The following is a 15358-nucleotide window of genomic DNA, read 5'->3' on the forward strand; positions in this document are numbered from 1 at the left end:
ATACTTTAATGAGGTTCAATGAACTTTCTCGCACACCTCCACATCGCCAAGCATTGTAAAAGTAACTTAGCGGGTAATCTGTTAGGTGACTTCGTTAAAGGCGATCCTAGTAAATATTATTCAAACTCACTTTCAGACGGAATAAGACTTCATCGATTCGTTGATAGCTATACTGATCATCATGATGTGTCTCGTTCTGCAAAATCGCTTTTCTCACACCAAACACGACGCTTTGCACCTATCGCACTCGATGTATTTTGGGATCACTGCTTAGCCAATCATTGGGCTCAGTTCTCAACGCAATCACTTGAGCGCTTTTGCGTAGACAGCCATCAACAGATCTTTGAACACCAAGAGCCTCATTGGCCTGAGCACTTCATTACTGTTCACCAGAAAATGGCAGAACAACGTTGGTTGCTAAGTTATCAAGACATGTCTTCCATTGAGGTGGTATTGCAACGCATGGCTTTGAGACGGCCAAAGCTTGGGATGCTTAAGTCTTGCTATCACGACCTAGAACAGCACTACAACACGTTGCAGTGTCACTTTAATGAGCTTTATCCTAGTGTTTTAGAAGAAGCGAAGCAGTTTAATTCGCTTCAAATGAAGAAAAATCAAAAGGAAAGGTAAACAGCGTAATGCTGGTTTGCTACAATCCGCGCCTATTTAATCTTTGAGCATCATACTATGTCTGAATCTACAAAATCTTTTAACCAACTAGGATTATCTGAGCATCTTCTTGCTACGCTATCAGAGCTTAACTTTACGGCTCCTACCAGTGTTCAAGAACAAGCGATTCCATTGGTATTAGAAGGCAAAGATGTATTGGCTGGTGCTCAAACGGGTACAGGTAAAACGGCCGCATTTGGTTTGCCCATTATCCAAAGATTAATCGAGACAAAAGACAACGTTATTCCAAACCCGAAGCTAGTTCGTGCGCTTGTGTTGGTACCAACACGTGAACTAGCGCAACAGGTTTTCGATAACGTAACCAGCTACGCAAAGGGCACCGACATCAAAGTCGTGGTGGCTTACGGCGGCGTTAGTATGAAGGTTCAAACTGAAAACCTACGCGGGGGAGCTGATATTCTTGTCGCGACTCCGGGCCGTCTTATCGACCATATGTTCACTAAGAACATCATGTTGAGCCACTCTGAAGTGTTGGTACTGGATGAAGCAGACCGCATGCTAGACATGGGTTTCATGCCTGATATCAAACGCATTCTTTCTCGTATGAATGAGGTGCGACAGACTCTGTTCTTCTCTGCGACGTTTGATAACAAAATTAAAGCTCTGGCACATCGAATGATGCAGTCGCCAAGCGAAATTCAAGTGACGCCAAAAAACAGCACCGCTGACACCGTTACCCAGATGGTTTATCCCGTTGATAAATCGCGCAAGAGTGAATTATTGGCTTATTTGATTGGCTCAAAGAACTGGCAACAAGTGTTGGTGTTCACTAAGACTAAGCAGGGTACCGATGCTCTAGTTAAAGAGCTTAAGCTAGATGGCATTAAAGCGGCATCAATCAATGGTGATAAGAGCCAAGGTGCGCGCCAAAAAGCACTGGATGATTTCAAATCAGGCAAAATACGCGCGCTAATTGCAACCGACGTGGCAGCTCGAGGTATTGATATCCAGCAGCTAGAACAAGTTGTGAATTACGATATGCCATTCAAAGCGGAAGACTACGTTCACCGTATTGGTCGTACTGGCCGTGCTGGCAACAGTGGTTTAGCGATCTCTTTGATGAGCCAAGATGAAGCTTATCTTCTGGGTGACATTGAACGCTTACTTGATACTCGCTTGCCTCAAGAGTGGCTAGAGGGTTTTGAACCAAGCCTAGAAAAAGATATAGCCCCCGATCGAGGTGGTCGCAGTAAAAGTCGTTCATCAGAAAAACGTAAGATGAAAGCGAAACTTAAGATTCACCAAAATCGCGGTAAAGCGCGTCGCTAAACCTGCTACTGGTTGAATCGTTTAAAACATAAGCAGACTCACTCCGACATAAAAATGCCCCGCTACTGATATATGTCAGTAGCGGGGCATTTTCGTTTTCGTTTTCGTTTTCGTTTTAAGCACTAAGCACTAAGCATGAAACTTAAAGCCGCGATTTTAGTGTTTGTTTTGCTAGTGTTCGCATTTCCACACACAAGGGACTTCATAAATAAGCTCTTCAATCGAACTCGTATTCAATACCCATTCATCACTGATATTGAACGTACTGATCATTTGCTTGTTGAACAATTGCCAATGATTTAACAATGCTTCTTCAGGTGTCGATTGCATGTCGCCTTCATTCCATGTGCTTTCCATGAAAGGAGTAAGGCATACCGCTCCGTGCGCATACATGATCATTTGCCATTTAATTTCATAAATGTTGATCAAATTATCTGGATTCGCATCATTATATTCATCTGCCAACATATTAATTTGTTTTTCGATATCACCAACATTGTCGATAAAGTAATCGACCAAGTTGTCTTTTTGGCGAACAGAGTCGGTGATAAGTTGCATCGGTTTGCGTGAGTGAATCATGTTGCTAAAGAGGCGCATACTGAATAAATAGATAGTAATATTTGGCGCGACGCCTTTTGGTAACTCTTCTACGATTTTAGCAATGTATGACTGAAAATAATCATGTAAACAATCACTTATCGCATGCCAGATTTTCTCTTTGCTACCAAAATGGTGGCGAATAAGGCTATGAGATACGCCTGCTTTCTCACTGATGTTACGAAGAGAAACACTGTCATAACCATGCTCACAGAACATATCCGCAGCTACACCCATGATCAAAAATCTCGTTTCTTCAGCGTCTTTCGCGCTTCTTCTGCCTTGTTTCTTTTCAGTCATCTTCATTTCTACATTTACCTGATTACCACATTCTACACTGTTTTCCTTGAAATAAAAAATACTGCACAGGTGGAAAGTAAAGCTTGAGAATTCTTTAATAATAAATATACTGCCCACCTGTGTAATAAATCATAATAATTAAATGGAGAAGCATCATGCAATCCAATTTGTCTATCAAAGCGATACCGACCAAGCGTACGGGCGTGGTTATTGCCGCACTATTGCTCGCCGGCTCTCTAACTGGATGTAACAAAGTTCAGTCAGAGGAAAATGAGCAGGTAATCAAGCCTGTAAAGTTATTTGAGATTCCTCTGCGGGCAGATATCGAGCTTGATAGTTTTATCGCAAAAGTGGATGCAACCGACCGTGCTGCGCTTTCATTTCAAGTGGGTGGCGATATCGAAGTTTTTGATGTTCGTATGGGACAAGAAGTTAAGAAAGGTCAGGTGCTAGCCGCATTAGACGCGACGGATTACCGTATTGCCGTTGATGCAGCTCAAGCTAAATTTGACTTGGCGAACAGTCAATACAAGCAAGCTTCTGAGCTGTATTCGAAAAAGTTAGTCAGTACCGATTACTACGACCAAGCCGTCAACACCTTTACTGCCGCTGACGTTGAGTTGGAACAAGCAAAAACAAACCTTGGTTACACCACATTAGTTGCTCCATTCGATGGCGTGGTATCGATGGTGTTTGGTAAGCAATATCAGTTAATTGCTGAAAAGCAGCCAGTTCTTAATATTTTGAATCACAGTGAAATGGATGTGACGTTCTCTATTCCGGTATCTAAGCTTGAAGACCGTTCTATTCAAGACCTAACGAGCTCAAACATGTGGGTTGTAATGGATAGCCACCGCGGTATTCGTATCCCAACGCGTTTTAAAGAGATCTCTACACAACCAGATGAAGACACCAACAGCTACCAAGCGGTTGTATCTATCGACAAGCCGGTAGGCATCAATCTACTTTCTGGAATGACAGCGCAAGTTGAAGTTCAGAAGAGTAAGTCATACTACGGTATTGGCATTGTTGATTCAGCTTGGCTAACCAAACAAGCTGACCATGGCGAGCTATGGCGCTATAACCCAGACTCTCGATCGATTTCTAAAGTACAAGTCCTGCTTGATGAGCAAGGTAAAGTTATAGAAGGTCTTTCTTCTGGTGATCTTATCGTTGAAGCCGGTGTGGATGTGTTATCTGACGGACAGCAAGTAAAAGCTTGGCTTCGTGAGGGGGGTATTTAATGAACCTTTTAAAATCATCAGTTGTTGTCGCGTCGGTTTTGTTACTTCAAGCCTGTAACAATGAAGCTGTACACCGTGAACAACCGCCTTTATTGGTTTCTACCTTTGACGTTGGCGCGCCGCTGACTGATCAGTTCAGAAGTTTTAATGGACAGGTGATGCCTGCAGAACTTACACCGTTGGCATTTAAGCTTGCAGGCGAAATTCAACAAGTATTGGTGGAAGCCGGTGACAAAGTCGAAAAAGGGCAGTTATTAGCCACCTTAGATAACGCAACGTACCTTCAAGATCTAACTGATGCTAAATCTCAATTCAAACTGGCGAGCAAACAGTTGGCCCGTGGTACGGAGATGTTTGGCAGCAAGATGTTATCGCAATCAGAACACGACCAACTGACGGCTAACTACAAACTAGCATCGGCGAATTTGGCGGCAGCAAAACGCAAGTTAAGTTACACAGAGCTTTTAGCGCCATTCTCAGGAACAGTTTCAACCGTCGATAAGCAACGATTCGAAAACACGACTCCTGGAGAAACACTCCTGAGTGTGTACCAGAACGATAAGGTGTATGTGCGAATTCAAGTGTCAGATTCTATTTTGGCGTCGATCAGCCCAGACATGCGTTCGAGCAGTTACCGCCCCCAAGCAACTTTTGGAGGTCACTCGGGGGAATATCCTTTGACGTATCTAGAGCACACTAGCGAATTGCACCCACAATCACGTACCTACGAGTTTTGGATGCAGATGCAGCAGCCTGAAAGTGAAATTCTGCCGGGCACGAGCGTTACGGTCAATGTGGATATGGCGAAAGCGGGTCTGAGTGATGTTCAAGGTTACCAGTTACCAATGACAACGCTAGAAGCGGGCTCTGAAGCTAATCAGTTCTATGTGTGGAAAATGGAAGACGGACAAGCATTCAAAAGCGAAGTAGAAGTCGACAAAATCAGTGGCCAAGGCGCATTAATCGCTCATGGTGTTGAGCAAGGTGATCGACTCGTAAACTCGAATCTAAGAAAACTCCGTGACGGAATCGAATTGTCAGGAAAAGCAGAATGAACATCGCAGAATATTCAATTAAAAACAAAGTAATCAGCTGGCTGTTTCTAGTCATTTTGGCCATTGGCGGTGTGTCGTCTTTTGGCAACCTATCCCGTTTAGAAGACCCAGCTTTTACCATTAAAGATGCAATGATTATTTCAACTTACCCTGGCGCTACGTCTATGGAAGTTGAAGAAGAGTTAACGTATCCACTTGAAAAAGAGATACGACAACTGCCTTATATCGACAAGATCACTTCAACGTCGTCGAATGGTATGTCTCAAATTATGGTCAGCATGAAGATGGACTACGGTCCAGACGAGTTGCCCCAAATTTGGGATGAAATGCGTCGTAAAATCAACGATCTACAGCCAACACTACCCAGTGGTGTTAATTCAGTTCAGATTATTGATGATTTTGGTGACGTATTTGGTGTGATGATCATGCTGACCGGTGATGGTTACGATTATGTCGAGCTAAAACAGTACGCAGATTACCTAACGCGTGAAATCGAATTGGTTGACGGTGTTGGCAAAGTGAGTATTGCGGGTGACCAACAAGAGCAATTGTTTGTTGAGATGTCACTTGAGCGTTTAGCGGCGTTGAACCTAGATATGTCGATGGTAACGTCACTGTTAGCACAACAAAACAGTGTGGTTTCGGCTGGAGAGGTGATGCTGAATGGTCAAAGCCTAACGATCAAGCCTAACGGCACTTTGAGCACGGTTGAAGAGTTAGAAAACCTGATCATTCATGGTCGTGATACGGGCAACCTCATTCGCTTGAAAGATGTCGCTGAAGTGACTCGCGGTATCCAAGAAAAGCCAGGTAACGTATTAACTTACAATGGCAAACCAGCGATCAACCTAGGTATTGCGTTCTCTTCAGGCGTAAACGTCGTCGAAATTGGTAACGCGTTAGATGCCGAACTGGATCGTTTAGAAAGCATTAAGCCTGCCGGTGTAGAGCTGAACTACTTCTACAACCAAGCGCAAGAAGTAGACAAATCAGTGGCTGACTTTTTAATCAGCCTAGTAGAAGCCGTTGCTATTGTTATCATCGTACTGCTTTTGGCAATGGGTTTACGCAGTGGTTTGATCATCGGTCTAGTGCTTCTATTGACGGTATTTGGAACCTTCATCCTGATGGATTACAACGATGTCGAACTGCACCGTATCTCACTGGGTGCACTTATCATCGCTCTCGGTATGCTGGTGGATAATGCGATTGTTGTCGTTGAAGGTATTTTGGTTGGCTTGAAGAAAGGCAAAACCAAGCTTCAAGCAGCGAAAGACATCGTGACACAAACACAATGGCCACTATTGGGTGCGACCATTATTGCTATCACGGCCTTTGCACCAATCGGTTTGTCGAAAGACGCGACAGGTGAATTCATGGGCTCACTGTTCTGGGTTTTGTGTTTTTCATTGTTCTTGAGCTGGGTTACAGCGCTAACGCTGACTCCGTTCCTTGCAGAAATGATGCTGAAAGAAGAAGACAAGGTCGATGAGAACGAAGACCCATACAAAGGTATTCTGTTCGTTGTATTCGGCGCGTGTCTGAAAGTAGCACTTCGATTTAGGTGGCTTACCGTAGTAAGTATGGTCGCGCTATTAGCAGTTTCTGTGGTTGGTTTTGGTATGGTGAAGCAGCAGTTCTTCCCGCCATCAAATACGCCAATGTTTTACGTCGATATGTGGATGCCGGAAGGTACCGATGTACGTGAAACGATTAAGCAGACAGAAAAAGTTGAAAGCTACATTCGCCAGCAAGATGACGTTGAGTTTGTAACTACAACAGTTGGCCAAGGCATGCAACGTTTTGCGCTGACATACCAACCCGAGAAAAGTTACGAAGCGTACAGTCAACTGCAGGTACGAACGACTGACCGAGACACCATGTTTAAAGTCCTAGAAGGGCTAGACAAGGACTTGGCCAATAAATTTGAACAACCTACGTTCCAATTTAAATTGATTGAGTTTGGCCCGTCGCCAGCGTCAAAAATCGAAGCTCGTATTAGCGGTGCAGACCCGCAGATCCTTCGCAGCATAGCTGTTGAGGTAGAAGATATCTTGTTGGCGGATCCTGGTTCTCGAAATGTGCGTCACGATTGGCGTGAACGCACCAAAGAGCTCGTGCCACTGTTTAACGAATCAAAGGCACGTCGCCTTGGTATTTCAAAAACTGATTTGTCTGAGACGTTACAAATGGCGTTTGGTGGCTACAACATCGGTTTACTGCGCGATGGTACGCACATGTTACCTATCGTGGCACGCCTGCCTGAAGAAGAGCGTTTTGACTTTGAATCACTGAACAATGTGAAGATCTGGAGCCCATCACTGCAAACCTACATTCCCGTAGAACAAGTGATCGATGGGGTTGAGCTTCAATGGTCTGAGCCACTGATTCAACGTCGTGACAGAAAGCGTACGCTAACCGTATTGGCTGACCACGATGTATTGGGTGATGAAACACCCGCGAGTTTGTTTGCTCGTGTGAAACCACAAGTAGAAGCATTGGCTCTACCAGAAGGTTACAGCATCAGTTGGGGCGGCGAATACGAAAGCTCTAAAGATGCACAAGAATCTCTATTTGGTTCACTACCAATGGGTTACTTGCTGATGTTTATTATTACCATGCTTTTGTTTAACTCGGTTCGTAAGCCGCTTGTGATTTGGTTTACGGTACCACTTTCTATCATTGGTGTTTCGATTGGTCTGTTAGGTACCAATATGCCATTCAGTTTCACGGCTTTCCTAGGCTTACTGAGCTTAAGTGGCATGATTTTGAAGAACGGTATCGTACTGCTTGACCAGATCAACAGTGAGCTACAAACAGGTAAAGACCCATATTTAGCGGTTGTCGACAGCGCGATCAGTCGTGTACGACCGGTATCTATGGCAGCACTAACGACTATCTTGGGCATGATTCCCTTGGTATTCGATGCATTTTTCGGCTCGATGGCGATTACCATCATGGCAGGCTTAGGCTTTGCTACAGTACTAACGCTAATAGTAGTACCAGTGATGTTCGCCATTCTATATAGAATCAAACCGTCCACTGCGGGTTATTAGGGATTGATATAAAACAGATTCTTTTAAGCCAGCCCAGTCAATTTTGACTGGGCTTTTTTACGGATATGGTTTGATAAAACAAGACGAAGATAGGTCCGAACTAAGAGGACGTTGCGATAGCAATGCGTGCCTTAACAAGGAGCGTTTTAAAAGATAGGTATTACAAAAGTCGTTAGGCAATGGTAAAGCGGCTTCCGGTATATTAGAGAATAGGGGCCAGACTCTAGATTGCTAGGCGGATATCCAACTCAATCGGCTTTGGCATGGCTAAGTGATAGCCTTGATACATATCGAAGCCTAAACTTTGCATCGCAGTCAGTTGCTGTTGGGTTTCTATCCCTTCGATGACCGTCTTTGCACCGATTTGGTTGGCAAGCTTAACTACTAACTCCATTTTTTGAGTATCACCGTTTTCAAAATCCAACATCACAGAGCGATCGATTTTGATGATATGAGGAGTGATATGACGAACACGTTGCTCTGTTGACGCCTGTGCTCCAAAGTCATCAACCGCGATTTGAAAACCATTATCTGCAAGTGAGTGGGCCGCGTTTTTTAAACGTTCTTCACTTTCTACATTAAGTTCGACCAACTCCATGACGATTTGTTCGCACGATAAGTTAAGCTCGTGAAGACGTTTAGCTAACAGAGTGTCTTTTACTTTTTCTGATGCAAACAACTCACCAACGTTTGGAAGAACGTTCAAAAAAAGGTTTAAGTGACGGACCGTCGATTGTGCGAAGTTACGGATGTGAATGGCTCGGCTCAGCCTCTCTACGTTGATTTTGTCTGTGTATGAGGTTTCGTCTGAATGGAAGAAGTGATCTGGGCGAACGACATCACCTTTACAATTGGAAATACGAACCAAAGCCTCTACGCCTATCTGAGTCAAAGAAGAATCAAATATAGGTTGGTAGACACTTGTAAGTGTTAAGTCTTGGTATTTCGCAATAAACTGCATATCGGCATTCACAGATATACAACTAATAAATTCACTTCTGTCTGATAAAATCATAATCGCTAATAAAAGGTGTTTATTCAGTGACGAGAATATACATCACAGTTGTCATAATATTGACAGGTGTTGATAAATTGTCAATTAATAAAAATTAATTTGTCACGGTAACATCTAAATAATTAAAGTCAGCGAAAAATCAGGATGATAAAGGTCATTATGCATCAATGATATATATTGATTAGCTTTTTTTATAGGTTCAGTGAATTTGATGTCTGAGTAACCTATATCATATCAACCCTATCAATATAAAGCCTTAACACTTATACACCTGAAATAAATATGGTTAAAGGCTTACATTCTGGGGGAGTATCAAAATAATAAAATAAATAGATCTTCGTGGTTACACAAAAATGATGTCTGTCTCTCAAAATTAATATTGAGGTTGTTAAGTTATTAATTAGTAAACTGGAGAACCCGGATAATAAATGTGTAGAATATAGGTGTTATTTTATAAAATAAAAGTGTAGGTATAATTATTTACGTTATATATCAAATTGAAAATTGGCTTGTATTTTACTGCCATTGTATTACCGCATAAAGTTGCAGGTATTTACGAACTAGTTGTTGATTTCCAGAGCGTTTTAGCGGGTGAGCGAATCGGATAAAACACGGACTGATTTTGAAGTTACTATTTAAATCATCTGCGAATTGAGTATCACTCTCTCTTAGCGTGATACCTTGTAGGCTGTAGTCGCTAATCTGGTCTGGGAGTTCCCCCATCCACCAATGCAAGAGTTCACCACTGTTTTTGCTTCGACTTATCCAATGGTCGGAGACAATAATCAATAGGTCATTGGGTTGAATGGCAAATCCGTACTCTTGCTGCCAGTTATGAATGTCCAGCATCAACTTTTTACGACAAGTCTTTCCTGCGCTCACCATATGGTGGCTAATCATCCAAACGGTACCAATTTCAGAAGAGATTCGGAAATGTCGTGGCGTTTCACCAGAAGAGAGCATTTCTAGTGGGCTTACGTTGCTTGCATGATTGAAGCTAACGAAAGTGTGCTCCATTCGTCTCGCAAACGCTTTGCCTATGTGATGTTCACTGATCCCTTGATTGTGTACGGTAGGGTAATGACGCTCACAAAGTTTCAAGCAATCGTCTTGAAACTGATTGACGCTTTTAATCACCAGATCTAATAACAATGAAGCCTCTTATACACGGTTGCTATCTTATTGATGGGCAATAGTACGGTAATTTCGGCGCCATTACCTATTGTCAAAGTGCGAGTTCTTGATCCCTCTATCAAAATTAACCATTACTGAGCGATTTTATGGATAGCACTGGCACTCTACTGGTCTGTAAACTAAATTATGAGGAATTATAGCTAGTTAGAAAACTTGAACTGATTGGCAGAGTTGCAGTGAGCTAACGAAATTATAGCTTAGTCGGCTAATCACAATTGTTCTACATACTCTTTATTTGGAAACACCCATGACCATTCAATTAGATTCAAAGCAAAAATCCGAACTCACTCATACACTTCAAAAGTACCTACAAGATGAGCTCGATGTAGAGCTTGGTCAGTTCGACACTGAATTCTTAGTCGACTTCATCAGTAAAAAGTTTGGAGCCGTGTATTACAACAAGGGGATAGAAGACGCTCAAAAAGTGATGGAACGTAAGATGTTAGACATATCAGATGAGCTCTATGAAATTGAACAAATCGTTGAAATATAACTCAGCAAGCGATTGTTCGACAAAGAAATTTGTCCATAAAGCAACTTGTTCAAAATTTTTGAATAACTCGTTTAATTTGAAATGATGTAACTAATGTAAAACTTGGTAAATAATATGTTACGCAAACTTGGTGTAGGGTACGCTTTTCAAAACTACACGACACGTTAACATTCGGAAGAGATGCATGAACAACAACGTCAAAAATTACAATCCTTTAGCAAGAGCAATGCATTGGATCTCAGCACTCGCAATATTTGGCCTATTTGGTGTAGGCCTATGGATGGTTGATCTTTCTTACTACAGTGAGTGGTACAAAACAGCACCAGACTACCACCGTTCGGTAGGCATTCTTTTGGCTGCCGTTACCATTATCCGCTTGCTTTGGAAGCTAGTTACCGCGTCACCTAATGTGGAAGGTAAAAGCTATGAAGTTGTAGCGGCGAAGATCGCTCATGGATTTATGTACATTAACTTAGCGGTTTTATTTATTTCAGGTTATTTGATTTCGACATCAGATGGCCGTGGGATCGAGGTATTCAATTGGTTCACTGTACCAAGTATGGGTGAACTATTTGCAAACCAATCTGATCTCGCAGGAACGGTTCACTACTATGCTGCATGGGTACTGATCATTATGGCATCAGTGCACGCCTTAGCGGCGATAAAACACCACGTTATCGACAAAGACGATACGCTACGAAAAATGATAGGAGCTTCAAAATGAAAAAGTCAATTATCGCTACAGGATTAGCATTTGCTATGGCAATGCCTTTCGCTGCGAACGCCGCTGATTACGTGATTGATACAAAAGGTGCGCATGCTTCAGTTAACTTCAAAGTTAGCCACCTAGGTTACAGCTTTATCCAAGGTCGTTTTAACACATTCTCAGGTGACTTCTCATTTGATGAGAGCAACGTTGAAGCGTCTAAAATCAGCGTAACGGTTGATACAACTAGCCTTGACTCAAACCACGCAGAGCGTGATAAGCACATCCGTAGTGGTGATTTCATCAATGCTGGTAAGTTTTCTGATGCGACATTCAACAGCACAAAAGTGGTTGATAAAGGCGACGGCAAACTTGAAGTTATGGGTGACCTTAAACTTCACGGTGTAACCAAGCCTATCGTTATCGAAGCTGAATTCATCGGTGCTGGTCAAGACCCATGGGGCGGTGAGCGTGCTGGTTTTGTTGGTACAACTCGTCTAGAGCTTGCTGACTTCAATATCCCAGTAATGGGCGCTTCAAGCTATGTCGACATGGATCTGCATGTTGAAGGTGTAAAGAAGTAATCTAGCTATCAATAATCGCTATCAACATATTTAGAAAGATCAAAATCCTAGTCGATACGAGATAGGTCGGCTGTTAGCCGGTTATTTAGTCATATGGAAAGTAGCAAAGCAGCTAGAATATAGAGAAAGGCGCAAAGTTTTCACTTTGCGCCTTTTTTATTGAGGTAAATGGCCACGCGTTTAGGTCTGTTTTGTGTCAAACCTTTTACTGCGTCTTAAGCCACCATTTACCTCTGCCAGTCAACGTTGCAATGACTGAGTTATCTAGCTGAACGACTAATCCCTAATAGTTCAGCCTACGATTCGTTACTTTGTTTCTAATGAAACGCTTGCTTTGTAAACAGTCGCTAGTTAAGCCGTTTCTAGTTCAGCCTTTGGAACCACGTTTAGGCGGTCGCCATAGATTGGACGTAGTGCTTGCATAACTTCAGTACGAGTCATCACACCGACCATTACGCCATTTTCTAGCACTGGAAGCATATGTGGTTGGCTTACTTTCATCGCTTTTGCACGCTCTTCTAAAGAAAGAGAGGTCAGGCGAGTGGCATAGCCCATGCTTGTTGTCGGGTACAGTTGTTCTTTATCGATACATAGGAACTCAGCAACATCGACCAGTTTGTCGTTTGCATCAATAGCCACTACGTCACGGCTCATTAGGTCTACCACTTTCTGACCTTTAGTCGGAATGTAGTCTTGGCACCAAAGGTCAACCATTACGTCGTGAACAGAGAGGATACCTACTAGGCGGCCTTCAACATCGCAAACAGGAGCGCTAACAAGTTGAGCATCTAAAAGTGAATCAATCGCCACTGAAGTAGGCATTTCTACGCTCAGTGTAATTGGTTGAGTGTTCATGATTTGCTTGATAGTAGTTGTAGTGTTCATAGTGGTTTCCTTAACTGACGTAATTTCTGTTGTTTGAGTTATTGCTGTAATTTTTGCCGCTTTAAGCTGCGGGCGACGGTAGATACTCCAATTGGCTAAGCCGACCAATACCGCACCACCTACAATGTTGCCGAATGTCACTGGTATTAAGTTTGCAGTGACAAATTTCATGATGTTCAGGTCTGCATACTGGGCTGATGTTGCGCCAATTTGCATCCAAAAACTCTCTGGTGCGAATGCTTGAATTGTGATGCCTAATGGAACCATAAACATATTCGCCACACAGTGTTCAAAGCCTGAGCTAACGAACATTGCAACGGGTAATACGGTCATCATTGCTTTAGTCATGGCGTTAGCTGAGCTGAACGTTAACCAAATTGCTAAACACACTAGTAAGTTACAAAGCACACCCAAAGCGAAAGCTTGAACAGGGCTGTGGTGTAGCTTGTGTTGAGCAATGTTTAGAGCGTTTAAGCCCCATTGCCCGCCATCCAGTTGATATAAGCCTGCTGCACTTACCAAAGCCAGTAGGAACATTGCACCGATAAAGTTGCCTACATATACCTTGCCCCAGATAGACAGCATCTTGGTGAAGGTTATCTGCTTATTAGCCCATGAAATGCTTGATAACACCGAACTGGTAAATAGCTCGCCACCACAAATAACAATCAGGATTAACCCCATGCTGAATGCAAGACCACCGGCTAAGCGACTTAATCCCCATCCTGCATCAGCGCTACCTGTGGTCACCGTGATGTAGAATAAAAAAGCAAGCCCGATGAATGCGCCAGCCATGATTGCCAAACTCAATGTCATGCTGCTGGTTTTATTTGCTTTGCTTAATGCAAATTTCTCGGCTTCCGCCATCATTTCTGTTGGCGAGAACAGTTGCTGATTTTCAGAAGTGCTGGTTGCCATATCCCCCCCTTGAACAATCCGTCATGTGTAATTCCTAGTGTTAATGACTTGGTTAATCCGTAATGGTTAATCATGGTTAATCAGTAATGTTTTGCAGGGCTCGTTGTGTCCTGCCATTCCAGATTAGGGGGTTGAGGGGTAGAGGTAAAATTGATAATTTTTAGAAACCACATCAAAAATATTGATATAGATTTGGTTAGGCGTAGAATGAAATTGATTGCTCATCGGCTTAACAAAAACGAGCAGCAGGACATAAGTTATTAAAAGAATTAAGGATAGATTTTGCGTTATTCATTAAAGCAACTCGCCGTCTTTGACGCGGTAGCAGATTCGGGAAGCGTAAGTCAGGCAGCTGATAGGCTTGCATTGACTCAGTCGGCGACAAGTATGTCTCTTGCACAATTGGAAAAAATGCTCGGCAGGCCTTTGTTTGAAAGGCAGGGCAAGCAAATGGCGCTCACTCATTGGGGCATGTGGCTTAGGCCAAAAGCGAAGCGTTTACTGCAAGATGCACAGCAAATTGAAATGGGTTTTTACGAGCAGCATTTATTGAGTGGAGAGCTCAAACTCGGTGCGAGCCAAACCCCGGCAGAACACCTGGTTCCAGACCTCATCAGTATTATTGATAACGACTTTCCTGAGATGCGAATCTCGCTTGGTGTACAAAGTACCGATGCGGTTATAGATGGCGTATTAGATTACCAATATGACCTTGGCGTTATCGAAGGTCGCTGTGACGATAACCGAGTTCATCAAGAAGTGTGGTGTACCGACCATTTAACGGTGGTTGCATCGGCTCATCACCCATTTGCAAAGCGTGAACGTGTCAGTTTGGCGCAACTAGAACAAGCGAAGTGGGTATTGCGTGAACATGGTTCAGGTACTCGCAAAGTTTTTGATAGCTCTATTCATCATTTAATTGGTGATCTTGATGTTTGGCGAGAATATGAACACGTTCCTGTTTTAAGAAGTTTGGTAGCAAACGGCCCATATTTAACGTGTTTACCTTATCTCGATGTCGAGCAGTTTGTTGAATCTGGCCAGCTCGTTACTTTGAATGTTCCTGAGCTTGAAATGGAACGTACGCTTTCGTTTATTTGGCGTGCGGATATGGCAGAAAACCCACTTGCTGAATGTATTAAGCGAGAAGGCAAGCGCATGATGAAAGGCAAACCGTCAGTTCTATAACGGTAATTTGATAATATGCTGATAACCTAATATGTTGAATAAGCGATTTCGGTCTCTATCTGGTGATAAATGCACATTAACGTACATTATTAATGTGATCATGATCGGCTAAAAGAAGGCGTTCTTCCCATAATATGCTTACTTGATTTTAAGTGAGGCTAAAT

The 15358-nt window shown here is 42.9% G+C and carries 13 protein-coding genes; 9 read left to right on the plus strand and 4 right to left on the minus strand.

Going from position 1 to position 15358, the window contains the following annotated elements; translation table 11 throughout:
- The first annotated feature begins 18 nt into the window (after window positions 1-18).
- Together AB4513_RS17575 and AB4513_RS17580 are read left to right on the plus strand one after the other, a co-directional pair.
- Window positions 19-630 (plus strand): ACP phosphodiesterase, encoded by a 612-nt coding sequence (locus AB4513_RS17575; protein WP_032555041.1) that lies wholly within the window; start codon window positions 19-21, stop codon window positions 628-630.
- Window positions 631-687: 57 nt separating this feature from the next.
- Window positions 688-1959 carry a DEAD/DEAH box helicase gene (locus tag AB4513_RS17580; RefSeq protein ID WP_032555042.1) on the plus strand — a complete coding sequence of 424 codons (1272 nt, stop codon included), beginning with the start codon at window positions 688-690 and terminating at the stop codon, window positions 1957-1959.
- Between the two features lie 171 nt (window positions 1960-2130).
- Here AB4513_RS17580 and AB4513_RS17585 read toward each other — a convergent pair whose 3' ends face one another.
- Window positions 2131-2862 carry a TetR/AcrR family transcriptional regulator gene (locus AB4513_RS17585; protein WP_009845253.1) on the minus strand — a complete coding sequence of 244 codons (732 nt, stop codon included), beginning with the start codon at window positions 2860-2862 and terminating at the stop codon, window positions 2131-2133.
- A gap of 149 nt (window positions 2863-3011) precedes the next feature.
- Here AB4513_RS17585 and AB4513_RS17590 point away from each other — a divergent pair, with 149 nt between their 5' ends.
- Genes AB4513_RS17590 through AB4513_RS17600 form a run of 3 tightly spaced genes read left to right on the plus strand, consistent with a single transcriptional unit; the run spans window position 3012 to window position 8211 of the window.
- Entirely contained in the window at window positions 3012-4100 is a 1089-nt protein-coding gene (locus AB4513_RS17590) for an efflux RND transporter periplasmic adaptor subunit (RefSeq protein WP_032555043.1), read from the plus strand.
- The gene (locus AB4513_RS17595) at window positions 4100-5155 is read left to right on the plus strand and encodes an efflux RND transporter periplasmic adaptor subunit (protein WP_032555044.1); all 1056 of its coding nucleotides are present in this window, start codon (window positions 4100-4102) and stop codon (window positions 5153-5155) included. Before AB4513_RS17590 ends, AB4513_RS17595 begins: the two co-directional genes overlap by 1 nt.
- The gene (locus AB4513_RS17600; RefSeq protein ID WP_102257718.1) at window positions 5152-8211 is read left to right on the plus strand and encodes an efflux RND transporter permease subunit; all 3060 of its coding nucleotides are present in this window, start codon (window positions 5152-5154) and stop codon (window positions 8209-8211) included. The genes AB4513_RS17595 and AB4513_RS17600 overlap by 4 nt, the downstream gene beginning before the upstream one ends.
- 223 nt (window positions 8212-8434) lie before the next feature.
- Here the strand turns inward: AB4513_RS17600 and AB4513_RS17605 are convergent, their stop codons facing one another.
- Complete coding sequence (locus AB4513_RS17605) at window positions 8435-9172, minus strand: EAL domain-containing protein (RefSeq protein ID WP_050395113.1); 738 nt, start codon at window positions 9170-9172, stop codon at window positions 8435-8437.
- 570 nt (window positions 9173-9742) lie between these two features.
- Window positions 9743-10378, minus strand: a complete 636-nt coding sequence (locus AB4513_RS17610; protein WP_009845296.1) for a hypothetical protein — start codon at window positions 10376-10378, stop codon at window positions 9743-9745.
- A 289-nt stretch (window positions 10379-10667) separates the two neighbouring features.
- On the opposite strand from AB4513_RS17610, the gene AB4513_RS17615 reads away from it, so the two are divergent.
- The 3 genes from AB4513_RS17615 (at window position 10668) to AB4513_RS17625 (ending at window position 12203) form a co-directional block, all read left to right on the plus strand.
- The gene (locus tag AB4513_RS17615; RefSeq protein WP_017059821.1) at window positions 10668-10913 is read left to right on the plus strand and encodes a DUF2164 domain-containing protein; all 246 of its coding nucleotides are present in this window, start codon (window positions 10668-10670) and stop codon (window positions 10911-10913) included.
- Window positions 10914-11097: 184 nt separating this feature from the next.
- Entirely contained in the window at window positions 11098-11637 is a 540-nt protein-coding gene (locus AB4513_RS17620; protein WP_102250471.1) for a cytochrome b, read from the plus strand.
- The gene (locus tag AB4513_RS17625) at window positions 11634-12203 is read left to right on the plus strand and encodes a YceI family protein (protein ID WP_102250470.1); all 570 of its coding nucleotides are present in this window, start codon (window positions 11634-11636) and stop codon (window positions 12201-12203) included. Before AB4513_RS17620 ends, AB4513_RS17625 begins: the two co-directional genes overlap by 4 nt.
- 351 nt (window positions 12204-12554) lie before the next feature.
- On the opposite strand, the gene focA is transcribed toward AB4513_RS17625, so the two are convergent.
- Entirely contained in the window at window positions 12555-14006 is a 1452-nt protein-coding gene (focA, locus tag AB4513_RS17630; RefSeq protein WP_009845303.1) for a formate transporter FocA, read from the minus strand.
- Window positions 14007-14288: 282 nt separating this feature from the next.
- On the opposite strand from focA, the gene AB4513_RS17635 reads away from it, so the two are divergent.
- Complete coding sequence (locus tag AB4513_RS17635) at window positions 14289-15194, plus strand: LysR substrate-binding domain-containing protein (protein ID WP_009845304.1); 906 nt, start codon at window positions 14289-14291, stop codon at window positions 15192-15194.
- Window positions 15195-15358 lie beyond the last annotated feature (164 nt).

Origin of the sequence: Vibrio sp. 10N.222.54.E6, assembly GCF_041473955.1 — a bacterium.
In the GTDB taxonomy this organism is placed as follows: domain Bacteria; phylum Pseudomonadota; class Gammaproteobacteria; order Enterobacterales; family Vibrionaceae; genus Vibrio; species Vibrio tasmaniensis_A.

Coding starts and splice junctions, on each gene's coding strand:
- AB4513_RS17575 (WP_032555041.1), top strand. CDS start 19: ATGAACTTTCTCGCACACCTCCACATCGCCAAGCATTGTAAAAGTAAC.
- AB4513_RS17580 (WP_032555042.1), top strand. CDS start 688: ATGTCTGAATCTACAAAATCTTTTAACCAACTAGGATTATCTGAGCAT.
- AB4513_RS17585 (WP_009845253.1), bottom strand. CDS start 2,862: ATGAAGATGACTGAAAAGAAACAAGGCAGAAGAAGCGCGAAAGACGCT.
- AB4513_RS17590 (WP_032555043.1), top strand. CDS start 3,012: ATGCAATCCAATTTGTCTATCAAAGCGATACCGACCAAGCGTACGGGC.
- AB4513_RS17595 (WP_032555044.1), top strand. CDS start 4,100: ATGAACCTTTTAAAATCATCAGTTGTTGTCGCGTCGGTTTTGTTACTT.
- AB4513_RS17600 (WP_102257718.1), top strand. CDS start 5,152: ATGAACATCGCAGAATATTCAATTAAAAACAAAGTAATCAGCTGGCTG.
- AB4513_RS17605 (WP_050395113.1), bottom strand. CDS start 9,172: ATGCAGTTTATTGCGAAATACCAAGACTTAACACTTACAAGTGTCTAC.
- AB4513_RS17615 (WP_017059821.1), top strand. CDS start 10,668: ATGACCATTCAATTAGATTCAAAGCAAAAATCCGAACTCACTCATACA.
- AB4513_RS17620 (WP_102250471.1), top strand. CDS start 11,098: ATGAACAACAACGTCAAAAATTACAATCCTTTAGCAAGAGCAATGCAT.
- AB4513_RS17625 (WP_102250470.1), top strand. CDS start 11,634: ATGAAAAAGTCAATTATCGCTACAGGATTAGCATTTGCTATGGCAATG.
- focA (WP_009845303.1), bottom strand. CDS start 14,006: ATGGCAACCAGCACTTCTGAAAATCAGCAACTGTTCTCGCCAACAGAA.